Consider the following 23,487-nt stretch of genomic DNA (forward strand, 5'->3'; position numbering starts at 1 on the left):
GCCACAGGCCATCTCAACATACTTTTCGCACACGGCCAGAACCTTGTGCGGCGACTCCCCGACAAGACGCGAGACGGCGGCAAATGGCATCTGGCCAGACAGCATCAGAATGAAGGCTTCAAACAGCAAGGTGAAGCCATTAAGTCGCCCGGCAAAATCAGGCTCGACCAACCGCACCGAACCGTTGGGAAGTTTCACGCGAGGCGTGCGAACTTGCAGATGGCACTCGTGTTGAAAGAAGTTCAGGTGCCGATACGTCTTGGCCACCGTGTCGTGCACACCATGCAGCCCATCGTGACCCGAGACTGCAAAGCGACTGCCGACTTTGAAGTCAATCAATATCGTCAAGGTCTTGGCACCTTCGTCGAACTCAACCGAGGCAACGCACCACGGGTCAGTGATGCCCAGGGCAGATTCAAACAGCTTGGCAGTCATCAATTCACGCTCAAAAGTTGATCAATATGGCAGAAGCTTACCCACTCAAATTTCAAGAGAACCACTTTTTTGATGTCTTTTAATCAGCGCCGCTGACTTGAATCACTGCCGCGCCGTGCGCACATTCGGCGGCAATGCGCCCGGTGCGCTGGTGCGCCAGGGGTTGATGTCCAGACCGCCGCGCCGGGTGTAGCGGGCGTACACCGTCAGCTTGGTCGGTTTGCAGCGCGTCCAGATGTCCATGAAGATGCGCTCGACGCATTGCTCATGAAACTCGTTGTGGTTGCGAAAACTCACGATGTATTGCAGCAGACCCGCTTGCTCGATCTGCGGGCCGCTGTAGGTGATTTGCACACTGCCCCAGTCGGGCTGGCCGGTGACCAGGCAATTGCTTTTGAGCAGGTGGCTGACCAGGGTTTCTGTGACCGGCTGCTCGTCTTGGTTGGCCGTGAGCAAGTCGGGCGCGGGTTGGTAGCGGCTGCATTCGATGTCCATGCGGTCCAGGTTCAGGCCGTCGAGCTCGTGCACGGGCTCGGCGTCAAATTGCTCTTGCAGCAGCAGCTTCACGCCCACGCTGGCCTGCATGGCACCACCGTGCCAGATGGCCGCGCTGATGTCGCGGCGGATCATGTCGCGCACCACGTCGGCACTTTCCAGCCGGGTGTTGTTGAAGCTGTTCAGATACAGCTTGAAGGACTTGCTCTCCACGATGTGCGTGCTTTCGGCAGGCACGGTGATGTGCGCCAGCGCCACCTGCGGCTTGCCCTTGGTGTTGAGCCAGGACAGCTCGAACGCGGTCCACAGGTCAGCCCCAAAAAACACGGGCTGCCCGGTGACGCCGATCTCGGCGCGTTTGGTGGCGCGGGGGATGGGGAACAGCAGGCTGGCGTCGTACTGGTCCACATAGGCGCTGGACTTGCCCAGTTGGGATTGCTCTGGCGAGTTCATGCTTGCACCTTGCGACGGAACACCAAACGGTCAGGCTCGGACACTTGCGGGTCGTAGGCGTAGCCCTCCAGGTCAAAGCCCAGCAGACCTTCAGGGTGGGTGATTTTGTTTTGGATGGCAAACCGCGCCATCAAGCCCCGCGCCCGTTTGGCGTTGAAGCTGATGATTTTGTATTTGCCGCCTTTGAAGTCTTCGAACACGCACTCAATGACGCGGGCCTTGAGGGTTTTGCGGTCGACCGACTTGAAATATTCCTGCGAAGCCAGGTTCACGATGACCGGGGTTTTGTCCTTGGCCAGCTGGGCGTTCAGGTACTCGGCAATTTGCGGCCCCCAAAACTTGTACAGGTTGCTGCCCTTGTCGGTTTGCAGCGTGGTGCCCATTTCCAGGCGGTAGGGCTGCATCCAGTCCAGCGGGCGCAGCACGCCGTACAAGCCACTCAAAATGCCCACATGGGTTTGCGCCCAGTCCAGGTCTTGCGCTGACAGGGTCTTGGCGTCCAGGCCTTCGTACACATCGCCATTGAAGGCCAGCACGGCTTGCTTGGCATTCTTGGCGGTGAACTTGGGAGTCCAGGCTTCGTAGCGGGCCACGTTCAAGGCCGACAGCGCGTCCGACAGGTCCATCAACTCGGCGATTTGCAGGGGCGACTTTTGGCGCAGCACCTCAATGAGGGCCTGCGATTGCGGCACGAACTGGGGCAGCGTGTGGGGCACGCCCGCTGCGGGGGTTTCGTAGTCCAGAGATTTGGCGGGTGACAATAAAAAGAGCATGACTTGAGCTTCAGAGCAAAGGGGGATTGAGACTGGGCGCGGGGCCAGACACAGGACGCTCGGTCAATCGACCCGAGACATATTTGTGCAACACACTGGCGATCAGGGTTTGGTACGGGATGCCCTCTTCCAGCGCTTTGGTCTGGATGTCCGACAGATCACCCGAAGACAAGCGGATGTTGACCCGCCGGTCCTTGATGGAGGTGGCTCGTGCAGCCGCTTTGAAATGGGCCAGCTCGCTGGGGCTGGCCACCGATTGGAGCTGCCCCTTGTTGAACAAGTCGAGCAGTTCGGCTTCTTCTCGGTCAATCTTGGACATCGTCGACTCCTTGTTTCAAATAATCACGGGTGGCCTTGCGGCTGGGGATCACGGTTTTGAGAAAAAAATGGTCCACATCTTCCACAAAAGGCACCAAGTAGGCATAGCCCGCGTGGGCCACCACCAAAATGCGTTGGCCGGGATACTGCCCCGCGTTGGGATGCGCCAGGATGTCCAGCAGCCCCTGCCCCTCGATGGCCACGACCATGCTTTCAAACGAAACACCCCGCTCCGATTGGAGCCACTGGTTTTTTTCGGCGTTCCAGCGCATGGGTTTCATGGACGCATTTTAGACAACGTGTGCATTTTGTCATCACACCCCCCGCGTTCCACCCTTTCGGTCTGCGGTTATGGGCGACGCAGACCCCCATACAGACACCGCGACAATCGAAGCCATGTTGGACCTTCTTTACCGCGACGAACACTTGGCCATCGTCAACAAACCCGCTGGCTGGCTGGTGCATCGCACCCCACTGGACAAGGGCGAAACCCGCTTTGTGCTGCAAACCCTGCGCGACCAAATCGGGCAACACGTCTGGCCCGTGCACCGCCTGGACAAGGGCACCAGCGGCGTGCTGGTGTTTGCGCTGAGCGCCGAGGTGGCGCGCACGCTGGGCCAGGCTTTTGAAAGCGGCGATGGCCTGCAAAAAACCTACCGCGCTGTGGTGCGCGGCTGGCCCGCCGATGAGGGCTTGATCGACCACCCTCTCAAGCGTATGCCCGACGACATGCGCACCGAGCGCATGGAAGTGCAGCCCGCCCAAAGCCGCTTTGCCACCCTGCGCCGCTTTGAGTTGCCGCTGCCCCATTCCCAACCGCAGCAAGGCTTTGCCAGCACCCGCTGCGCCGAAGTGGCTTTGGAGCCGCTGACGGGCCGCCGACACCAGCTGCGCCGCCATATGAAGCACATCGCCCACCCGATCATTGGCGATGCCACACACGGCAAGGGGCCACTCAACCGCGACGTAGCCGAGTTAATCGGGCTGCAGCGGCTATGGTTGCATGCGCAAAGTCTGACGCTGCCCCACCCGGTCAGCGGGCAGGTGCTGGGTTTGGCGTCGCCCCTGCCCGGCGAATGGGGACTTTGGGATGCTTTTGCTTGGACATGCCACGAAATAAACCCGCAAGTTGGCATTGCGCTGACGCCCTATTTGTAGGAGCCCACCCCTGTGGGCGATAGGCGTGGCACACGCCCTGAAAACCATCGCCCACGGGGTGGGCTCCTACAAATCGGTGCGATTGTCACCCAACGGATAAGCATCTGCGCGGTTTTCCATAAGATGCACGGCTGCGCTTGCTATCGCGAGCCAAGACTCAACCGACCGCGACAACACACCCCATGAGCCTGCTCTTCACGCCTTTCACCTTCAACGCGCCCTCAGGCCCGCTCACCCTGCCCAACCGCATCGTCATCGCGCCCATGTGCCAGTACTCGGCCGACAATGGCCAAGCCACCGACTGGCACCTGACGCACTGGACCAACTTGCTCAACAGCGGCGCGGGGCTGTTCACCATCGAGGCCACCGCCGTGTCGGCCGTCGGCCGCATCAGCCCCGGCTGCCTGGGCCTGTGGGACGACGCCACGCAGGCGGCCTTTGCCGATAAACTGCACCGCGCCCGCCGCCTGGCCCCACACATGCCGGTGTGCATCCAGATCAGCCACGCGGGCCGCAAGGCTTCAAGCGCAGCGCCTTGGCACGGCGGCATGCTGATCGCCCCGGAAGACGGCGGCTGGCAAACCGAGGCACCCAGCGCCCTGCCCCACTTGCCGCAAGAAGCCGCGCCCACCGAGCTGAGCCTGGCCGACATCGCGCAAATCAAGGCCGACTTTGTGAACACCGCCCGCCGCAGCCACGAACTGGGCATCGAGGCGGTGGAGTTGCACGCCGCGCACGGCTATTTGCTGCACCAGTTTTTGTCGCCCATTTCCAACCAGCGCACCGACGCGTATGGCGGCTCGTTTGAAAACCGTATTCGCTTTCCGATGGAAGTATTCCAAGCCGTGCGCGAAGCTTTTGGCGGCACGCTGGGTATGCGCATTTCGGGCACCGACTGGGTTCAAGGCGGCTGGACGATCGAAGAAACGGCCGAGCTGTCCGTCTTGATCAAAGAAACGGGGGCGCAGTTCGTGCACATCTCGTCGGGCGGTGTGTCGCCCCAGCAAAAGATTCCTTTGGGCCCCGAGTACCAAGTGCACCTGGCCAAAGCCGTCAAGGATGCTTCAGGCCTGACCACCTTGGCCGTGGGCCTGATCACAGAAGCCGCCCAGGCCGAAGCCGTGCTGCAGCGTGGCGACGCCGATCTGGTGGCGCTGGCACGCAGCTTTTTGTACAACCCACGCTGGGCATGGAAAGCCGCCGCCGAGCTGCAAGGCCAAGTGCAGGCCAGCAGCCCCTACTGGCGCTGCCTGCCGCGTGAGGCAGCGGGGATTTTTGGCGCAGCAAAAATCGGCATGCGCTAAGGCCAACAGGCCAACAAGCCAGCGAGTAGCCTTGCCCTGGCCAGCCTTGTGAAGCTGTTTGATCACCGACCGCCGAGAACGTTTCCTGATGGTCGGTGATTCAAGGGTGCGCCCCTTGTGCAGGGGCAGATGGAAACCGCTTACTTGCTGCGCAAATCCACCACGCGCTTGGCCTTGCCCTGACTGCGTTCGACGCTGCCCTCGGGCTTGAGCTCAATCGCCACACTGGAGCCAATGAACACCTTGATCTCGTGCTGCAGCTGTTTGGCCGCAGCGTGCGCCTCCGTGCTGTCAGGGGCTACGCCAGGCTTGGTTTCGACCACCACTTTCAGGTCGTCCATCGGGCCTTCGCGGGTCAACACGCACTGGTAGTGCGGGGCCAACTCGTCACGTTTCAAAATCAGCTCTTCGATCTGGCTGGGGAACACGTTCACGCCACGGATGATCATCATGTCGTCGCTGCGGCCGGTGATCTTTTCCATGCGGCGCATGGTGCGCGCGGTGCCGGGCAGCAGACGCGTCAGGTCACGGGTGCGGTAGCGGATGATGGGCAAGGCTTCCTTGGTCAGGCTGGTGAAGACCAACTCGCCCATTTCGCCATCGGCCACCGGCTCGCCCGTCTCGGGGTTGATGATCTCGGGGTAGAAGTGGTCTTCCCAGATGGTTGGGCCGTCTTTGGTCTCGATGCATTCGCTGGCCACACCCGGCCCCATCACTTCAGACAGGCCATAGATGTCCACCGCGTCGATGGCCATGCGCTTTTCAATCGCCTGGCGCATGTCGTTGGTCCAGGGCTCAGCGCCAAAGATGCCGATGCGCAGCGAACTGGTCTTGGGGTCGATGCCCTGCCGCTCGAATTCGTCGGCAATCGCCAGCATGTAGCTGGGCGTGACCATGATGATGTTGGACTTGAAGTCCTGAATCAGCTGCACCTGGCGCTCGGTCTGACCGCCACCAAAGGGCACGACCGTGAGGCCCAGTTTTTCGGCGCCGTAGTGCGCGCCCATGCCGCCGGTGAACAGGCCATAGCCGTAGCTGATGTGCACCATGTCACCGGGCTTGGCACCGCCCGCGCGGATGCTGCGGGCCACCACATTCGACCAGGTGTCGATGTCTTTGAGGGTGTAACCCACCACCGTGGGTTTGCCAGTGGTGCCGCTGGACGCATGGATGCGGGCGCAGTTTTCACGCGGAACGGCAAACATGTCAAAGGGGTAGCTGTCGCGCAGGTCGGCTTTGGTGGTGAACGGGAACTTGGCGATGTCGGCCAGGGTTTTGCAGTCGTCGGGGTGCACGCCTGCGGTGTCGAACTTGGCGCGGTACACGGGTGAATTGGCATAAGCGTGTTGCAGCGTTTGCTTCAAGCGCTTGAGCTGCAGGCTGCGCAGCTCGTCCATGCTGGCCTTTTCAATCGGCTCCAGGGGGAAGGCATTTTCAGACATAAGGTTCTCCAGATTCAAAATCAATAAAGGGTTTCACTCGGGCACAACCGTGCCCTGAATTTGAGCGCTCTTGCCGCGGAACATGGCAATCACTTCGCCGTTTTGGTTGCTGACTTTCATGTCGTAAATGCCATGACGGCCGCTGAGCGTTTGCTCAAGGCCTTCACAGGTCAGCACGTCGCCGAGCTTGCCGGGCTTCAAAAATTCGATGCTGCAACCGGCCGCCACCGCGTTTTTGTTGTAACTGTTGCAGGCAAAGGCAAAGGTGGAATCGGCCAGCGTGAAGATGAAGCCGCCGTGGCAGATCTTGTGACCGTTCAGGTGCAGTTCCTTGACCACCATGCGCATCAGGGCGCGGCCGGGCTCGCAGGCCAGCAGCTCCATGCCCATGGTGTCTTTAGAGGCCACGTCGACTGCGAACATGGTGTCGCCCACCAAACGGGCGAGGGCTTTGGGGTCTGGGGTACTCATCATTCGCCTTGGATCATTGGCCCGTGAATTGCGGGGCGCGTTTTTGCAAAAAGGCGTTCACGCCTTCCATGTAGTCGTGCGTTTTACCCAGCGCCGATTGCGTGTCGCGCTCGACATTCAGGTGGGCATCCAGCGAACGAGTGCCCGCATCGCGCAGCAAGTGGCGTGTGGCCACCAGGGCTTGGGTCGGCATCACAGCCAGCTTCTCAGCCATCGCCAGGGCGGCGGCCACGCAGTCCTCGGCCACCTCCCAAATCAGGCCCCACTCTTTGGCTTTGTCGGCGCTCAACTTGTCACCCGTCATGGCCAAGGCCATGGCGCGGGGCAGGCCCAGGCGCTCGACCAACAACCAGCTGCCACCGGCGTCGGGAATCAGGCCAATCTTGCTGAACGCCTGCACGAAACTGGCGGTCGGCGCGGCAATGGCAATGTCGCAAGCCATGGCCACCGATGCGCCTGCTCCAGCGGCAACACCGTTGACGGCGCAAATGACCGGCATACGCAGCGACTGCAGACGGCGCGTGGTGGGGTTGAAGGCGTCGTTGATCACCGGACCGGGGTCGGCACGTTCGAGCAAGCCGGGGCCGGGCGTGAAATCGAGTTCGGACAAATCGAGGCCGGCACAAAAGCCGCGACCTGCGCCGGTCAACACCAAGGCGCGCACGTTGGGGTTGGCCTCGGCCTGGTCAAATGCCGCCCACAAGGACTGGTGCATTTCGCGTGTGAAACTGTTGAGGGCTTGCGGGCGGTTGAGCGTGACCAGCGCCACAGCGCCTCGCACTTCGTACAGCACCGATGCGGTGGATTCGGTCATGTCGTGTCTCCTGAATCCCCGAATGTACCATTAACCGACCGAGCGGTTGGTTAATGTTTTCCCTATGAAGGACACAACGCCAGAGCGACAGACTCGGTACAGCTGGCGTGGTTATAGTCAGCATTTGACACTACAGCTGGAGAAACCCATGAGCTACGAAAACATCGAAGTCCGCACCGAAGGTGGCCAGGTTGGCATCATCACCCTCAACCGCCCCAAAGCCCTGAACGCGCTCAACGGGGCACTGATGGACGAGCTGGGCACAGCCCTCAAAGCCCTCGACGCCGACGATGCCATCGGCTGCATCATCATCACCGGCAGCGAAAAAGCTTTTGCAGCCGGTGCCGACATCTCGGCCATGGCCAAGTTCAATTTTCATGAGGTCTATAAAAACGACTTCATCACCCGCAACTGGGAAACCATCCGCAGCATCCGCAAGCCCGTGATCGCGGCCGTCAGCGGTTTTGCGTTGGGTGGCGGCTGCGAGCTGGCCATGATGTGCGACTTCATCATCGCCGCTGAAAACGCCAAGTTTGGTCAGCCTGAAATCAAAATCGGCATCATCCCCGGGGCAGGCGGCACGCAGCGTCTGCCCCGCGCCATGGGCAAGTCCAAGGCCATGGACTTGGTGCTCACGGGCCGCATGATGGATGCAAACGAGGCCGAGCGCGGCGGCTTGGTCAGCCGCGTGGTACCGCTGGACAAGCTGATGGACGAAGCTCTGGGCGCTGCACTGATGATCTGCGGCTACGGACAGTTGTCTGTGATGGCGGCCAAGGAAAGCGTGAACCGCGCCTTTGAAAGCGGCCTGAGCGACGGCGTGATGTTCGAGCGCCGCATGTTCCACGGTCTGTTTGCCACCGCCGACCAAAAAGAAGGCATGGACGCGTTTTTGAACAAGCGTGCGCCGAAGTTCATCCACGGGTGAGAGGCTAAGGCCTTTGCGCGGGTGCCCAAGCTTCGGTGCGAATGTGCTGAGGGCGTGTTCAACGCCCTTGGCGCACGGGGTGCGCTCCTACAAAGCAGAGCCCAAGTTGGTGGACCAAGTGCCAAGCATTTGTGGGAGCCCACCCCTGTGGGCGATGAACCACTGTCGTTCACTCAATTGGCTGGCGTCACCAATTCGGGCTGCCAGATCAGGCGCTCGGGGGCGCTGAAGCACAAGAAGCGTTTATTGGTGGCTCGACCAATGGCGCACAAGCCCAGGCGCTGGGCGACATCGAGGCCCATTTGCGTGATGCCGCTGCGCGACACGACCACGGGCACCCCCATCTGGGCGGATTTGATGACCATCTCGCTGGTCAAACGGCCTGTGGTGTAGAACACCTTGTCTTGGCCGCTCACATCGTTCATCCACATCCAGCCCGCAATGGTGTCGACCGCGTTGTGTCTGCCCACGTCCTCGACAAACATGAGCATCTCGTCGCCCTGAAACAAGGCGCAGCCGTGCACCGAGCCGGACGATTTGTAGGTGGTTTCCTGCAGACGGATGGCGTTGACCAAACCATAAAGTTGGGCTTGCGTGATTTGGGCGGGAGGCAATTGAATCTCGTTAATGTGGGCCATGAGGTCGCCAAACACGCTGCCCTGACCGCAACCTGTGGTCACCACGCGGTCTGCACTGCGCTCAACCACCACTTGAGCCCCCGCGCGGGTTTTGACAGCCGCCACGCCGGGCTCACCGATTTCGCCTTCTCCAATCGTCCAGTCCACGGTGATCGATTCAATTTGGTCCACCGAATCCACCAAACGTTGGTTGCGCAAGAAACCCAAGACCAACCATTCAGGCTCAGCGCCCAAGGTCATCAGCGTCACGAGTTCTTTTTTGTCCAAATAAACGGTCAGTGCCCTCTCGGCGGGGATTTGTGTTTCGGAGTTTTCACCCCATTCGTTGCACACGTTCACGTTGCGGGTCAGCGGTGCACGCGCTTGCGTGATGTGGGGCTTGGCCAATGTGGGCACAGGGGTATTCATAGCAACAGACATGGCAAGAGCCTAACGTAAAAATCCCCCGACGTTGCCGACGGGGGATTTTGCAGTGACGCAGAAAAAAGGATCAGCCTTTTTTGGCAGGTGCTGCCGCTGGCTTGGCCCCAGCAGGCGCGGCAGGCGCTGCTGCAGGAGCCGCCGCCGTGGTTTCAGCAGGCTTGTAGGCGCCCGGGTCCACACAGGCGGGTGTGGCCGTGGGTGAAGCCTTGCCCTTGCCATTGGTTTTGTAATAGTGCGCTGCCACTTTTTCACGTGACTTGCACAGCTGGAAGTCGGCCACTTTGTTGCCGTGCGCGGTTTTGGCAGCAGCTTCTGCGGCCTTGGCTTTGGCCTCGTCGCTCAAGGCTGGCAATTTGGCCATGGCGCCAAAGCTGATGGCCAGTGCCGACATGACAAGCAGGTATTTTTTCATGGTGTTCTCCTGGCTCAAACAGAAGCCGGTTTAGCAGGCGTTGCAGTAGACACTGGCACAGAGCGTTGCGCCGGAATCTTGCCGGACTTGACGTCCTTGTACCAAAGTTCGTGATGTTCTTTGGCCCAAGTTTCGTCCACATAGCCTTCGCGCATGGCTTTGTAGGCACCGCGCATGCCGATCGTGCCCATGTAAATGTGACCAATGAACATGGCCATCATGAACAAGGCGGCCACGCCGTGGATCATGGCTGCAATTTGCATGGTGCCGCGCTCGTAGATCAGACCGGGGATGAGCATGTCCAGCACCAAGCCAGAACCCACCACGATCAAACCGAGGAACAACACACCGCCCCAGAACACCACCTTTTCACCGGCATTGAAACGGTGCGAAGGCACTTCGGTGCCTGAGAAAAGTCCACCACCTTTGAGCAACCAGACCACATCGTCCTTGCTGGGCAGGTTGTCCTTGACGAAAGTGACAAACACCACCACCAAGGACACGGCAAACAGCGGCCCGGCAAAGTTGTGAAGGTTCTTCAAAGCGTAGCTCAACCAGCCAAACAAGGTACTGCCGATGATGGGCAGCAGAAAGAACTTGCCGTAGGCCATGACGATGCCGGAGATGGCCAAAGCGCAAAACGCGATGGCGTTGGCCCAGTGGGCCGAGCGTTCAAAAGGCGTGAAACGCTCGATCTTGCGGCCGGTTTCCTGGCCGTGCAACTCCATCGTGCCCTTGCTGAAATAAAACAGCGCCATCGCACCCACAGCGATCAGCAACAAAGCTGCGCCGTAAGGAATGATGATGTTGTTGCGCACCTGACGCCAGGATTCACCGGCCGAAGCCAAGCGCGAACCGGGGTATTGCACAAAGGGCTGGATCAGGTTGCCGGCTTCGGGGGCTTGGCTTTTGGGCAAGCTGGTGTAACCAGACACGCCTTGACCCACCGCACGCCACATGGGCGCGTTGTTGCCGGGTTGCACTTGGCCACGCTCGGCGTTGGTTTGGTCTTTGTAGTTGGCATCGGCATCAGCGCCGGGTGCCAATTGAAAGACGTTGGCGCTTTTCACGCCAAGACTGGTTTCAGCCTTGGCAGTGGGCGCGGGCGCAGCAGGAGCTGGCGTTTGAGCGCAAACGCCCAAAGCCGCCATGGCGAGCCCAAAAGTCAATAACATGCGGCGCATGAACTTCTCCTTGGCGCTCACTTGGGTGCGCGGACGTGGTCGTTTTGGCCGTAAGTGGCACGGGCCTTGAGGTGGTTGGCCCAGCCGTCTTTGTCACCGGCTTTCCAGCCAGGTTCTGTGAAGTTAGCCACGCCCGTGCCGCTGTAGGCCGGCTTGTCGGTACGCACGCCTTTGACCTCTTGCGGCTTTTCGCCGCAAGCCACCAACAAGGCCGCGCTGCAAAGGATGAAAGCTGCTTTCATGTTCAGGCTCCTTGTTTGGCGGGTTTGGCTTGGTTGCCGTAAGCGGTGCCCCAGCCCCAGACTTCGGCGCCGGTGCCACGGCTGATCACACGGCCACGCAAGATGTCGGTGATGACATCGCCGTCACCGGCGAGCAACGCCTTGGTCGAGCACATTTCGGCGCAAGCGGGCAACTTGCCCTCGGCCAAACGGTTGCGGCCATATTTTTCGAACTCGGCCTGGCTGCCGTGCTCTTCCGGGCCACCGGCGCAGAAGGTGCATTTATCCATCTTGCCGCGCAGACCGAAAGTGCCGCTGGAAGGGAACTGAGGCGCACCAAAGGGGCAGGCATAAGAGCAGTAGCCGCAGCCAATGCAGATGTCCTTGTCGTGCAGGACCACGCCTTCTTCGGTTTTGTAGAAGCAGTTGACCGGGCAGACCGCCATGCAAGGCGCATCCGAGCAGTGCATGCAAGCAACCGAAATCGACTTTTCACCGGGAACGCCGTCGTTCAAGGTGACCACGCGGCGGCGGTTCACACCCCACGGGACTTCGTGTTCGTTTTTGCAAGCGGTCACGCAGCCGTTGCATTCGATGCAGCGCTCTGCATCGCAAATAAATTTCATTCGTGCCATCGTGTTCTCCTGGGGCGCTTAGGCTTTTTCGATGTTGCAGATGGTGGTCTTGGTCTCTTGCATCATGGTGACGCTGTCATAACCATAAGTGGTGGCGGTGTTGACCGCCTCGCCGCGCACAATGGGCGCGGCGCCCTTGGGGTAGTGCGCCAGCATGTCGGCACCTTGCCAACGACCAGAGAAGTGGAAAGGCATCCATACGGTGCCCGTGTCCACGCGCTCGGTGACCATGGCCTGCACATCCAGACGCGCACCAGTGGCACCCAGCAGCCAGACGCGGTCGCCGTTGCGGATGCCCCGGTCAGCGGCTGTCTTGGGGTTGATCTCCACGTAAGCCTCTTGCTGCAACTCGGCCAACCAGGGGTTGGAACGGGTTTCCTCGCCACCGCCCTCGTACTCGACCAGACGGCCAGAGGTGAGGATGAGCGGGTACTTTTCGTGCGCCTTGTCGGCGATGTTCTTGTCCTGCACGGTCTTGAACAGGGTGGGCAGACGCCAGAAGGCCTTGCGGTCGTCGTGCGTGGGGTACTTGGCCATCATGTCCGGGCGGGTGCCGTACAGAGGCTCACGGTGCTGCGGAATCGGATCGGGGAAGTTCCAGACCACGGCGCGCGCCTTGGCGTTGCCAAACGGGTGGCAGCCGTGCTCTTTCATGAACACGCGCATCATGCCGCCCGATGAATCGGTCTTCCAGTTCTTGCCTTCGGCCTTGGCTTTTTCAGCCTCAGTCAACTCGTCCCACCAGCCCAGTTTCTTGAGCAGGATGTGGTCGAGTTCGGGGTAACCGGTGGTGATGTCGGCACCCAGCGAGTGCGAACCGTCTTCGGCCAGCAAGCTCTTGCCTTCACGCTCCACACCGAAGTTGGCGCGGAAGTTGCCGCCGCCGTCCATGACGTGCTTGGAGGTGTCGTACAGGTTGGGCGAGCCGGGGTGCTTGAGTTCGGGCGTGCCGTAGCAAGGCCATGGCAGGCCGAAATAGTCGCCTGTGAAGTCGTAACCGGTTTCCTTGTCTTTGCCGCCTTTGGCTTTGAGCGTCTTCACATCGAACACGTTCATGTTCTTCATGTGGGCCTTCAGGCGCTCCGGGCTTTGACCGGTGTAGCCAATGGTCCAGACGCACTTGTTGATTTCGCGCAGGATGTCTTCGGGCATGGGCTCGTCCATGCCACCCACCTTTTGCATCTTGTAGTTCTTGGACAGCTCTTTGGCAAAGCCCAATTTTTCGGCCAACTGGTGCATGATCATGTGGTCCGAGCGGCTCTCCCACAGCGGCTCGATCACCTTCTCGCGCCACTGGATGGAGCGGTTGGACGCGGTGCAAGAACCGCTGGTCTCAAACTGGGTCGCAGCAGGCAGCAGGTAGACAGCACGGTTGGGGTTGAGGTCTTCGGCCTTGCCGGGCATGGCGGCCATGGCCGCAGTGGCAGATGGGTAGGGGTCGACCACCACCAACAAGTCGAGCTTGTCCATGGCGCGCTTCATGTCCAGACCACGGGTTTGCGAGTTAGGGGCATGGCCCCAATAGAACACACCGCGCAGGTTGCTGTCCTGGTCGATCAGCTCGTTGTTCTCGAGCACGCCGTCGATCCAGCGGGACACGGTGATGCCGTTCTTGCCCATCATGGCGGGGCTGGCGAACTGCTTTTTGATCCACTCGAAATCCACGCCCCAGGTGTTGGCGAAGTGCTTCCAGGAGCCTTCGGCCAGGCCGTAGTAGCCGGGTAAGGAGTCGGGGTTCGGGCCGACGTCGGTCGCGCCTTGCACGTTGTCGTGGCCACGGAAAATGTTGGTGCCGCCACCGGTCTTGCCCACGTTGCCCAGCGCCAGCTGCAAGATGCAGGACGCACGCACCATGGCGTTGCCAATCGTGTGCTGGGTCTGGCCCATACACCAGACGATGGTGCCCGGGTTGTTGTCGTGCAGCATCTTGGCGATCTTGAACATCTGCTCTTCTTTGACACCACAGGCCTCTTCCACCTTGTCGGGTGTCCACTTGGCCATCACGTCGGCCTTGACGGCTTCCATGCCGTACACGCGGTCGTTGATGTACTTTTTGTCTTCCCAGCCGTTTTTGAAGATGTGATAGACCAGACCGAACAGGAAGGGAATGTCAGTGCCCGAACGGATGCGCACGTACTCGTCGGCTTTGGCGGCGGTGCGGGTGAAGCGTGGGTCGACCACGATCATCTTGCAGCCGTTTTCCTTGGCATGCAGCATGTGCAGCATGGACACGGGGTGGGCTTCGGCCGCGTTGGAGCCGATGTACAAAGCGACCTTGCTGTTTTGCATGTCGTTGTACGAGTTGGTCATCGCGCCATAACCCCAGGTGTTGGCCACACCGGCCACCGTGGTGGAGTGGCAAATACGGGCCTGGTGGTCGCAGTTGTTGGTGCCCCAGAAGCTCACGAACTTGCGCAGCAAATAGGCCTGTTCGTTGTTGTGCTTGGAAGAGCCAATGTAATAAACGCTGTCCGGGCCACTGGCCTTTCGCAGCTCCAGCATCTTGGCGCTGATTTCATTGAGCGCCACGTCCCAGCTGATGCGTTCGTACTTGCCGTTGACCAGCTTCATGGGGTAGCGCAGGCGGTACTCGCCGTGACCGTGCTCACGCAGCGCAGCTCCCTTGGCGCAATGGGCACCCAGGTTGATGGGCGAGTCGAATACGGCTTCTTGCCTTACCCAGACGCCATTCTCAACCACAGCGTCCACCGCACAGCCCACCGAGCAGTGGGTGCAGATGGTGCGCTTGACTTCGACCTTGCCCGCCCCCGTGATGGATTTGGCGGTGGCGGCTTGGGCTTTTTGCACCAGGCTCAATTGCGAAGCGGCCAAGCCCACGCCCACGCCCAAGCCCGAGCGGCGAAGGAAACTGCGGCGATCCAGGGTCGGCAAGGCTTGGGACAAGCCACGGCGAAGGCTGTGGATGAAGGGCGACGAGGCAGCACCGGTGGTGCCAGTTTGTTTTTTAGTCAGCAACATGGAGGGCTCCAGTTGAGGGTGAACAGAAAGGAAAACGAAAACAGATTCAGACGCGGGTGGTCTTGTAGTACTGCTGAACGTGCTCGCTCAGCGTGTAACCACCACCGCGCGTGGGTTTGGGCAAGGCTGTGGCCACTGGCGCAGCTTGCTTGACGACACCGGGCAAAACAGCTGTGGCAGCAGCCACAGCGCCAACGGTTGCAGCACCGGAAAACAGGCTGCGACGTGACACAGAAGAAGTTTTGGAAGACATCTGAGACTCCTGATGGTTTCAAAAGCACATTGCCAAGATAGGCAATTTTTTGCATACGTGATCTTACCGACAAGCACGCGCATTCACAGTGTAAAAACCCTTACATGAACCCGTTGCATGATCACCGGAAATGCTCACAGGGCAAGCCATGAAAAAGGCCAACGCACACCAAGACTGGACTTGGCATGGGCTGGCCTGATGGGTTGTTTACTTGTACAGAACTTCAGGCAACCACATGCCGATGGCCGGGAACATGTACAGCAAGATGATCGCAAACACCTGGATGGCCATGAAGGGCAACATGCCTGCAAAAATCTGGTTCAAGGTGACGTGAGGTGGGCTCACGCCCTTCAGGTAGAACGCCGCCATGGCCACGGGGGGACTCAGGAATGCGGTCTGCAGATTCAAAGCTACCAACAAACCGAAGAACAAAGGATCAATGCCAAAGTGCGGCAGCAAGGGGATAAAGATCGGCATGAAAATCACGATGATCTCGGTCCACTCCAGGGGCCAGCCCAGCAAGAAGATGACCACTTGCGCCAGGATCATGAACTGCACAGGCGTCAGGTCCATGCCCAGCACCCAGCTGTTGATGATCTCTTGACCACCCAGCAATGCAAACGCTGCCGAGAAAATGCTGGAGCCCACAAACAACCAGCACACCATGGCACTGGTTTTAGCCGTCAGGTAGACCGACTCGCGCAGGACCACAAAGTTGAGCCTGCGGTAAGCTGCAGCCAGCAGCAAGCCGCCCAGCGAACCCATGGCGGCCGCTTCGGTCGGTGTGGCCAAGCCAAACACAATGGTGCCCAGCACCGCCAAAATCATGAGAGCCAGCGGGAAGAACGAGCCCAACAGCATCTTGAAGATCTCAAGGCGCACGAAGCTGAAGTAGGCGTAGAAGATGGCCAAGGCCACTGAGCAACTGACCAAGCCAATCCAAAAAGAAAGGGGCGCAGCTTGACGCTCGCCTTCGGCCGCTGGCGTTTCTGTCACAGCGCTTGAGGTAACTGGGGCCTGCTCTTTAACGGGCTCTGCGACAGGTGCCGCATCTGCTTTGGCAATCTCGGTCGCGTCGGCAGGTTTTTGCAGACCGTCCGATTCGGGCTCGGCCAAGCCGCTGACACTTTCAGATTCTTCTTCGGTTTCGGCCGAGTCGGCCAGTTCACCACCCATGGCCACCACGCCCTCCACCGCCTCGACTGGCAGTGGTGCTGTGACTTTCAGGTAAATGGTGCCCATGATCGCTGCCACAGCCAAAAGCGGCAGTAAAGCAATCACAAGGTGGTTGAGCAAGTCGCGCATGGGCACGGCCGCATTGCGCTTGCCCTTGATCGCACCGATCAAGCCAGGCAACACAGTGCTGCTGATGTCTTTGGACACCACTTGCGCAAAAGCAGGCAAAGGCACGATGCGGTCTTCAGCCGACATGGGCGGCGCCATGTGGGGCTTCCATTTCGCCAAAATCACCACATACAACACGTACAAAGTCGCCAACATCACACCTGGAAAGAATGCACCTGCATACAGCTTGACCACCGACACACCCGCCGTGGCGCCGTAAACGATCAGCATGACCGAAGGCGGAATCAAAATACCCAAGCAACCACCCGCGGTGATGGCTCCCGCCGACAGCTGCACGCTGTAGCCAGCCCGCAGCATGGCGGGCAGGGCCAGCAGGCCCATGAGCGTGACCACCGCACCCACGATGCCGGTGGCGGTGGCAAAAATGGCGCAGGTCACAATGGTGGCCACAGCCAAAGAGCCCGGCACACGAGCCATGGCCAGGTGCATGCTCTTGAAGAGCTTTTCGATCAAGTTCGCGCGTTCAATGAGGTAACCCATGAACACGAACAAGGGAATCGAGATCAGCACATCGTTGGACATGACCGAATACGCACGCTGAACCATCAGGTCCAAAGTTTGCTGGACTGCGAGGTCAGGGTTTTGACTCTTGTAGGCGATCCACGCGAAGATCATCCCCATGCCCATCAAGGTGAAAGCGGTTGGAAAACCCAACATGATCGCCACCACCACCAAAGCCAACATCAACAAACCCAAATGACCATTGGTCATTTCGGAAGGAGCGGGCAACAACACAAAGGCCGACAACACGACCAAGGCCATGATCGTCAGGCCAAACCAGACTTCTTTTTTCATTTTTGATTTCCCTTGGCAGTCACCAGCTCACCCAGCTTGGCAATGTCTTCGTCTTTCACGTTGACCATTTCTTTCAGTTTTTCAACATCGACCTCGTCCACGTCATCGCCACGCTTGGGCCATTCGCCTTGTTTGATGCAAACGATGCAGCGAACAATTTCCACCAAGCCCTGCGCCAACAGGAAAGCACCCGCGATGGGCAAAATGGTTTTGAAGGGGTAAACCGGCGGTCCGTTGGCCGTGATGTTGGAGTGTTCGTTGATAGCCCAAGAATCGGCTGCAAATCCATACCCTGCATAGGCCAAAGCCACCACGCCCGGAATGAAAAACAAAATATAGAGTGTCAGATCAAGCCATGCTTGCAAACGTGGTGGGAAAAAACCGTAGAGCACGTCACCGCGCACATGGCCGTTCTTGGACAAGGTATACGCACCCGCCATCATGAACAAAGTGCCATACATCATGCTCATGACATCAAAGGCCCAAGCATGGGGGCTGTCCAGCACGTAGCGAGAGAAAACCTCCCAGGAAATCATCAGGGTCAAGGCCACAATCAACCAGGAAAAAAACTGGCCAATCCAAGTGCTGACTTTGTCAATAAAGAGCAACAGGTTTTGCATAAGGGAACCACATAAATGAATCAGCCATCCAGGATGCCTGGATGGCTGACGTAACTGTCAAAAAAATCACCCTTTTTTCGCGGGTGCCGCTTTGGCTCCGAAGAAATGGTTCACAGCCATGCGACGGCTGATGTTCGTGTCCTGATCCCACTTGACTGCGCGTTGTGCAAAGGCGCGTTGCGATTCCACGATTTCTTTGAACAAGGGATTTTCCGCAGACTTCTTCTGGACAATTTCGGTCCAGATTTTCAGTTGGTCTTGCAAAATGGCATCGGGTGTTTTGTAGAACTTGACCTTGTCCTTGGTCTGCAATTCGATGTAGTCCTTGGAATAGCGGTCGATGGCTTTCCATGACATGTCGGCAGAAGCGGCCTCTGTGGCAATGGCGATGACCGACTTCATCTTGGCAGGCAAAGCGTCGTACTTGGTCTTGTTGAACATGATCTCGAAGGTCTCGGCGCTCTGGTGGTAGCTTTGCAGCATGCAGACCTTGGAGACGTCGGGGAAGCCCAAAATACGGTCAGAGGTGGCGTTGTTGAACTCGGCACCATCCAGCAAACCACGGTCCATGGCGGGCACGATCTCACCGCCTGGCAAGGCGTTCACGGCAGCGCCCATGGCGGTAAACAGGTCAATCGCCAAACCGTTGGTACGGAATTTCAGGCCCTTGAAGTCAGCCGACTTGGTGATGGGCTTTTTGAACCAGCCCAGGGGCTGGGTAGACATGGGGCCATACAGGAATGATTGCACGTTGCCACCGATGGAGGCGTACAACTTGGCCAACAACTCAGCGCCACCGCCGTATTTGTGCCAGGCCAATATCATGTTGGCGTCCATGCCGAAAGCAGGACCGGAGTTCCACAGGGCCAGCGCATTTTGCTTGCCGTAGTGGTAACCCAACACACCGTGACCGCCGTCCAAAGTGCCTTTGGACACGGCTTCGAGCAAACCGAATGCAGGCACCACAGCGCCAGCGGGCAACACTTCGATCTTCAGATCGCCACCGGTCATGTCGTTGACCTTCTTGGCGTAGTCCAGAGCGTACTCGTGGAAGATGTCCTTTGCGGGCCAGGTGCTCTGCCAGCGCATGGAAATCGGGCCGGTTTGGGCCTTGGCGATCATGGGGGCAGAAATGGCACCTGCGGCGACAGCGGCGCCCTTGAGGAGGTTGCGACGACGTGGGGTTTTGGCTTCAGTCAAGGAGGTCTCCAGTGGTTGAAAAAACTTTTAAGCGTGAAAAGTTACCGCTTGGTTACCATTATGAGAGTAGCCAGCCTCAGACCTCTAAGTGAAAACCCTCAATCGGCTTGTCATTTTTTTCACTACAAGTTACAAAAACTTTCAATCAGACCACCAAATCAAAGCCCTGCGACTCCACGCTGACGAAAGCTTCGGTGAATGCCGCCACGCGGGCATAAAAAACGGCGCGAGGCTGCGACTGCAGCACTTGGCAAAGTGCGGGCAGCCAGGATTGGACGTGCTGGGTAAAAAAAGCCTGCTGGCGGGTCAGGTTGGACACGGCCACATCGTCACCCGCGATCAGAAAACGCATGACTTCAAACACATAGGCCACATGGTCTTCGGTTTCAGACATGCCCTCGCTGCGGCCCAAACCCAGCTCAGCCAAATCGTCACGCAGACGCACCAAGGGCTTTTCGTTCAAAAAACCGCTCAGGTAGTGCGAGCCAAACAAATACACCTCGGGCTTGCCCACACCGCCAAACAGGCTGTTGTATTCGGATGCGATCTGCGCTTGGCTCAGGCTGCGGGCGCTGGCCACCAGTTCGCGCCAAGGCTCTTCCAAAAAGCCCCCCGCATCGGGCGCTTCGGTGACCGCCACTTGCAGTTGACCCAGCAATTCGTCGCTGGGCGCGGCGTAGTAAAGCTGGGACAGCAAGCCGTAAATTTCGGCACGTGCAGTTTCTTCGTCCAGTGCGTGGCTGCTGGTGGACAGGTTCAGGTCTTGACTCATGGCAACAAATTATTGGGGTTTGGAAGGGGCGCCCGGGACGCGCACCTGGTTTTCGTCGGTGAACATGTCCACCACACGGCAGTCGCCGCACATCTTCAGGCGCTCCAGAGCCGGGCCCTGGAACATGCTGTGCCCGGCCAGACGGCCGATCATGGCTTCGATGCCTTTGAGCGTGCCAAACGGTTTGCTGCAGCGTATGCAGGCATAGGGCGGGCTGCCGTGCAAAACACGCACCTGCGTGCGTTCGGACTGCAGCGACAAGCGAGGCTGCAAGGTGATCGCGTTTTCGGGGCAGGTCTTGGCACACAAGCCACACTGCACGCAGTTTTTCTCAACAAAGCGCAGCTCGGGCTGCAGCGGGTTGTCTTGCAGTGCCGAGGAGGGGCATGCACCCACACAGCTGATGCACAGGGTGCACTTGCTGCCATCGACCACGATGGTGCCCAAGGGGGAACCGGCCGCTGGCAAATCAAGCGCTTTGGGGCGACTGGCCTCATCCATGGCCATGACGGGTGACTGGGCCATCAGGTGGTCGATGACCAGCTCCAGGTTGCTGCGCTTTTCAGCCTGCACGGCGTGGCGGGCGGCGGTGGCCGGGCCTGTGGGCAGGCTGGCGGCCTTGAGGCTGCGGGCGCACAGGCGCTGCAAATCGCCGTCCAAAGCTGTGGCGGTTTTGGCTTCGATCAGCTGGAAATGCACGCCGGTGTATCCAAGACCATTGAGCAGGCTTTGGGCCACGGCCATTTGTTCCATGAGTGCAGCGCGGTATTGCGGCGCTTCTTCGTGGGTGAGCAGCACCATGACCTGGCGCGCACCATAGGCCACAGCCGAGAGCCAAAGCTCCATGCCCACACTGGCGGTGTGCCAGAGTGCCACAGGCATCACGCGAGCAGGCACGCCTTGCATCACGCCCAACTGCGCACCCCGGCCCAGCTCGTCGATCAAGCCCTGGCCTTTTTCTTGGCTGTGCAGCAGCAGCGCAGCGTCGCGTCCACCAGCGGCTTGGTAGGCCGAAAGCAATGCGCGGATCTTGGCGCCCTGCTCTGCCGGGCGCGGGTAAGCGTAGGTCAATGCGCCCGTGGGGCAAGCCGTGGTGCATGCGCCGCAGCCCACACACAGGTTGGGGTTGACCACGATTTGCTGGCGGCTTTTGTCGGAGCGCACGGCCTTGGCCGAACAGATGTCGATGCATGCGCTGCAGCCGACTTGCTCGTTGCGGCTGTGGGCGCAGAGCTTTTGTTTGTAGGCAAAAAAGCGGGGCTTTTCAAACTCGCCCACCAGCTCGCGCACCTTGAGCAGGGTTTGCAGGTCTTGCCCGTCCCAACGGAAATAACCCTGGGGCAAGGCGTGCGATGTGAACGTGGGTGAGGCTTGGTTGCCGCGCAGGTCCAGCACCACATCGAAGCGCTCGGTTTGTGGGCGGGCGTCGCGGCCAAAGTCGATGGCCCCTGCGGCTTCACACACCTTGACGCAGTCGCGGTGTGAGCTGCAGCGTGACAGGTCCACCTGGTAATCGAGGCCAATGGCCTGCTCGGGGCAGGCGGCCACGCAGGCGTTGCAACGGGTGCACAGGTCCAGGTCAATCGGGTTGCTGGCGTCCCACGACACCTCGAACGCGCCCAACCAGCCCTTGAGGCCTTGCAAGCGTCCGGCCACCACCGGAAAGCGCCGCTCCTGGCTGCCCCCGGCGTTGCCCGGGCCTTGCGCAAAAATCGTGACCTGCATCGCGTCGGCCAGGAAGCTGGCGGCGCGCTCGGCGGCGTCCACAGCGCCGATGATGAGCACGCGGCCTTCAGTTTTGTAAGTGACGGTGGGCACCGGCTCGGGTTCGGGCAGGCGGGCAGCGGCCAACAAGGCGGCCATTTTGGGGGTGGCGTGCGCGGCCTCACGGCCCCAGCCACCGGTTTCGCGGATGTTGACAAAACGGATCGGGGAAATCGCGCCTTCGGTTTGCTCGGCCAGTTCACTGAACAAACGCTTTTCCTGGGTGCAGGCCACCACCACGGTCTCGCCGGTTTTCACGGCTTTCTGGAATTGCCCGGCCTCGCGGCGGCACAAGGTGGTGTGCAGCGTCAGGTCTTCACCCAGTGCTTGGCCCAGGGCTTGGGCTTGCAGGGGCATGGTTTGGTTGCAGTTGCAAATCAGGGTGGTCATGTTCGGGGGGCGCGTTGACAAGGGGCGGCAGCACGGGGCTGACCGGTGCTGCCGAATCGGGCAGGGAAGGCGGCGACTGTGCCACAACTGGCGAGACTTCCTGCGCAGCGGGACTTTGCTCAGGGTTTTCACCGAGGCTTGCGGCGTCACGGCCTGCGGGCAACACAGGCTCGGCCGGGGCCTCAAGCTGCGCAGCCGATTCATGGGGTTGATCCAGCAAACCGAGCAGTTGTGCGCCCACCATTTTTTTCAACATGCCCGCGGGCATGGGGTCGGGCGTGTTGTAGTCACCAATATAGATGTCCAGACCGTCCATCACGTTGAAGTGCGGGTCGGTGAACAGCTTTTTCACAGCGGCATTGCGCACTTCGGCGGGGACACCCTGGCGCATGAAGGACTGAAAGTCCGACGCGGGTGTGAGCGCTTGTGCATCTTGCAAAGTGGGCAAAGGGGCTTCAGATTTGGCCGATGCTTGTTCAGGCCCAAGTCCACCCGGTGGCTCGGGGAGGGCGTTTGCAGGCTGTGAGGCCCCCGCTGTCGCAGGCACGTTGCCCTGGGTCTGTGCGCCTTCGGGTGGCAAAGCAAGGGCGTGGCTGGCTGGCTGCACCGGCTCATCTGCGGGCAAACCTTGAGCGGCTGCTTGCTTGCGGCGCGACCAGCGACTGAAAAAATGATCACTCATGCACCTGTCCTCCACCACCTGGGCCTCGGCGCTTTGGGGCAGTGCTGACCGATGCTGGTTGTCCAAACCGATCGGTCAGTCCTTGAAAACTTTGCGGGCGTTGGCGTTTTTTGACCTCGGGCACAAAGTGTTGCTGCACAAAGGCACGCACCGCCTCCACCAGCACCCCTGGGGCCGCCACGGTTTCCACACTTTCTTGCGCATCCAGCCAGCGCCCGGCATCGTGGTAGCTCAGGCTCACGGCCTGCGGTACCGCCAAAGGTTCAAGACCATCGCGCTCTTGCAGGCGCCACATCACAAAAAAGCTGGGTGTGGGCGCGCTGACGTTGAGCCAATAGCCCTCGGCATCGTCGGTGAACAACTCCACCGGCCAGCCTGGATACAGCCACAGCGCATCGCCTTCGTTTTCACGCAAACAGCGCGGCGTCAGACCAAAACTGTCTTCGTGCGGCACCACGTCGTCAAGCACCCAACGCGAAGATTGCCAACGGGCCATGGGGCCTTGCAAGGGTTCTTTGCGCATCAGCACGGCCACGGTCATCAAGTTATGTGCAGACATTTTT

The 23,487-nt window shown here is 59.7% G+C and carries 25 protein-coding genes; 3 read left to right on the forward strand and 22 right to left on the reverse strand.

Features of this window, described 5'->3' with window-relative positions; translation table 11 throughout:
• The 5 genes from AMM33_RS20250 to AMM33_RS20270 form a co-directional block, all read right to left on the reverse strand.
• A partial coding sequence (locus AMM33_RS20250) for a transposase family protein (RefSeq protein ID WP_194945611.1) occupies positions 1–435 on the reverse strand: 435 nt, incomplete at its 3' end.
• 102 nt (positions 436–537) lie between these two features.
• The gene (gene queF, locus AMM33_RS20255; protein ID WP_090143048.1) at positions 538–1,383 is read right to left on the reverse strand and encodes an NADPH-dependent 7-cyano-7-deazaguanine reductase QueF; all 846 of its coding nucleotides are present in this window, start codon (positions 1,381–1,383) and stop codon (positions 538–540) included.
• The gene (gene yaaA, locus AMM33_RS20260) at positions 1,380–2,156 is read right to left on the reverse strand and encodes a peroxide stress protein YaaA (protein ID WP_090143049.1); all 777 of its coding nucleotides are present in this window, start codon (positions 2,154–2,156) and stop codon (positions 1,380–1,382) included. The genes queF and yaaA overlap by 4 nt, the downstream gene beginning before the upstream one ends.
• 10 nt (positions 2,157–2,166) lie before the next feature.
• Entirely contained in the window at positions 2,167–2,475 is a 309-nt protein-coding gene (locus AMM33_RS20265; protein ID WP_090143050.1) for a hypothetical protein, read from the reverse strand.
• Positions 2,462–2,755: a BrnT family toxin gene (locus AMM33_RS20270; RefSeq protein ID WP_090143051.1), complete on the reverse strand. Its 294-nt coding sequence runs from the start codon at positions 2,753–2,755 to the stop codon at positions 2,462–2,464. The genes AMM33_RS20265 and AMM33_RS20270 overlap by 14 nt, the downstream gene beginning before the upstream one ends.
• Positions 2,756–2,870: 115 nt before the next feature.
• Between AMM33_RS20270 and AMM33_RS20275 the strand changes: the two genes are divergently transcribed.
• Together AMM33_RS20275 and AMM33_RS20280 are read left to right on the forward strand one after the other, a co-directional pair.
• A complete protein-coding gene (locus AMM33_RS20275; protein ID WP_090143097.1) occupies positions 2,871–3,632 on the forward strand; it encodes a pseudouridine synthase in 762 nt (253 codons plus the stop codon).
• A 182-nt stretch (positions 3,633–3,814) separates the two neighbouring features.
• On the forward strand, positions 3,815–4,936 hold the full coding sequence (locus AMM33_RS20280; protein ID WP_090143052.1) for an NADH:flavin oxidoreductase/NADH oxidase: 1,122 nt from the start codon (positions 3,815–3,817) through the stop codon (positions 4,934–4,936).
• 140 nt (positions 4,937–5,076) lie between these two features.
• Here AMM33_RS20280 and paaK read toward each other — a convergent pair whose 3' ends face one another.
• The 3 genes from paaK to AMM33_RS20295 are packed head-to-tail and all read right to left on the reverse strand — an operon-like array spanning position 5,077 to position 7,663.
• Complete coding sequence (paaK, locus tag AMM33_RS20285) at positions 5,077–6,378, reverse strand: phenylacetate--CoA ligase PaaK (protein ID WP_090143053.1); 1,302 nt, start codon at positions 6,376–6,378, stop codon at positions 5,077–5,079.
• A gap of 33 nt (positions 6,379–6,411) precedes the next feature.
• The gene (gene paaI, locus AMM33_RS20290) at positions 6,412–6,849 is read right to left on the reverse strand and encodes a hydroxyphenylacetyl-CoA thioesterase PaaI (RefSeq protein ID WP_089959021.1); all 438 of its coding nucleotides are present in this window, start codon (positions 6,847–6,849) and stop codon (positions 6,412–6,414) included.
• A 13-nt stretch (positions 6,850–6,862) separates the two neighbouring features.
• Positions 6,863–7,663 carry an enoyl-CoA hydratase-related protein gene (locus tag AMM33_RS20295; protein ID WP_090143055.1) on the reverse strand — a complete coding sequence of 267 codons (801 nt, stop codon included), beginning with the start codon at positions 7,661–7,663 and terminating at the stop codon, positions 6,863–6,865.
• 148 nt (positions 7,664–7,811) lie between these two features.
• Here AMM33_RS20295 and AMM33_RS20300 point away from each other — a divergent pair, with 148 nt between their 5' ends.
• On the forward strand, positions 7,812–8,591 hold the full coding sequence (locus AMM33_RS20300; protein WP_090143056.1) for an enoyl-CoA hydratase: 780 nt from the start codon (positions 7,812–7,814) through the stop codon (positions 8,589–8,591).
• 173 nt (positions 8,592–8,764) lie between these two features.
• On the opposite strand, the gene AMM33_RS20305 is transcribed toward AMM33_RS20300, so the two are convergent.
• The 14 genes from AMM33_RS20305 to AMM33_RS20370 all read right to left on the reverse strand — a co-directional run bounded on the left by AMM33_RS20305 (position 8,765) and on the right by AMM33_RS20370 (position 23,483).
• Positions 8,765–9,649: a formate dehydrogenase accessory sulfurtransferase FdhD gene (locus tag AMM33_RS20305; protein WP_090143057.1), complete on the reverse strand. Its 885-nt coding sequence runs from the start codon at positions 9,647–9,649 to the stop codon at positions 8,765–8,767.
• 70 nt (positions 9,650–9,719) lie between these two features.
• Positions 9,720–10,064 carry a hypothetical protein gene (locus AMM33_RS20310; RefSeq protein ID WP_090143058.1) on the reverse strand — a complete coding sequence of 115 codons (345 nt, stop codon included), beginning with the start codon at positions 10,062–10,064 and terminating at the stop codon, positions 9,720–9,722.
• 14 nt (positions 10,065–10,078) lie between these two features.
• On the reverse strand, positions 10,079–11,248 hold the full coding sequence (locus tag AMM33_RS20315; protein ID WP_090143098.1) for a formate dehydrogenase subunit gamma: 1,170 nt from the start codon (positions 11,246–11,248) through the stop codon (positions 10,079–10,081).
• 17 nt (positions 11,249–11,265) lie between these two features.
• Positions 11,266–11,490, reverse strand: a complete 225-nt coding sequence (locus tag AMM33_RS20320; protein ID WP_090143059.1) for a hypothetical protein — start codon at positions 11,488–11,490, stop codon at positions 11,266–11,268.
• A 2-nt stretch (positions 11,491–11,492) separates the two neighbouring features.
• Entirely contained in the window at positions 11,493–12,104 is a 612-nt protein-coding gene (gene fdh3B, locus AMM33_RS20325; protein ID WP_090143060.1) for a formate dehydrogenase FDH3 subunit beta, read from the reverse strand.
• Positions 12,105–12,122: 18 nt separating this feature from the next.
• On the reverse strand, positions 12,123–15,083 hold the full coding sequence (locus tag AMM33_RS20330; RefSeq protein ID WP_090143061.1) for a formate dehydrogenase subunit alpha: 2,961 nt from the start codon (positions 15,081–15,083) through the stop codon (positions 12,123–12,125).
• 46 nt (positions 15,084–15,129) lie between these two features.
• Positions 15,130–15,336, reverse strand: coding sequence for a formate dehydrogenase (locus AMM33_RS20335; protein ID WP_090143062.1), 207 nt, complete (start codon positions 15,334–15,336; stop codon positions 15,130–15,132).
• A 207-nt stretch (positions 15,337–15,543) separates the two neighbouring features.
• Complete coding sequence (locus tag AMM33_RS20340; protein ID WP_090143063.1) at positions 15,544–17,496, reverse strand: TRAP transporter large permease; 1,953 nt, start codon at positions 17,494–17,496, stop codon at positions 15,544–15,546.
• On the reverse strand, positions 17,493–18,116 hold the full coding sequence (locus AMM33_RS20345) for a TRAP transporter small permease subunit (RefSeq protein WP_090143064.1): 624 nt from the start codon (positions 18,114–18,116) through the stop codon (positions 17,493–17,495). Before AMM33_RS20345 ends, AMM33_RS20340 begins: the two co-directional genes overlap by 4 nt.
• Positions 18,117–18,182: 66 nt before the next feature.
• Positions 18,183–19,238 carry a TRAP transporter substrate-binding protein gene (locus tag AMM33_RS20350; protein WP_369802483.1) on the reverse strand — a complete coding sequence of 352 codons (1,056 nt, stop codon included), beginning with the start codon at positions 19,236–19,238 and terminating at the stop codon, positions 18,183–18,185.
• Positions 19,239–19,461: 223 nt separating this feature from the next.
• Entirely contained in the window at positions 19,462–20,088 is a 627-nt protein-coding gene (locus AMM33_RS20355) for a TorD/DmsD family molecular chaperone (RefSeq protein WP_090143066.1), read from the reverse strand.
• 9 nt (positions 20,089–20,097) lie between these two features.
• The gene (locus AMM33_RS20360) at positions 20,098–22,209 is read right to left on the reverse strand and encodes a 4Fe-4S dicluster domain-containing protein (protein WP_090143067.1); all 2,112 of its coding nucleotides are present in this window, start codon (positions 22,207–22,209) and stop codon (positions 20,098–20,100) included.
• Entirely contained in the window at positions 22,169–22,924 is a 756-nt protein-coding gene (locus AMM33_RS20365; RefSeq protein ID WP_090143068.1) for a DUF3306 domain-containing protein, read from the reverse strand. The genes AMM33_RS20360 and AMM33_RS20365 overlap by 41 nt, the downstream gene beginning before the upstream one ends.
• Entirely contained in the window at positions 22,917–23,483 is a 567-nt protein-coding gene (locus AMM33_RS20370; RefSeq protein ID WP_090143069.1) for a DUF3305 domain-containing protein, read from the reverse strand. Before AMM33_RS20370 ends, AMM33_RS20365 begins: the two co-directional genes overlap by 8 nt.
• Positions 23,484–23,487 lie beyond the last annotated feature (4 nt).

The sequence above is a fragment of the Limnohabitans sp. DM1 genome (assembly GCF_001269385.1).
Taxonomy (GTDB): Bacteria; Pseudomonadota; Gammaproteobacteria; order Burkholderiales; family Burkholderiaceae_C; genus Limnohabitans_A.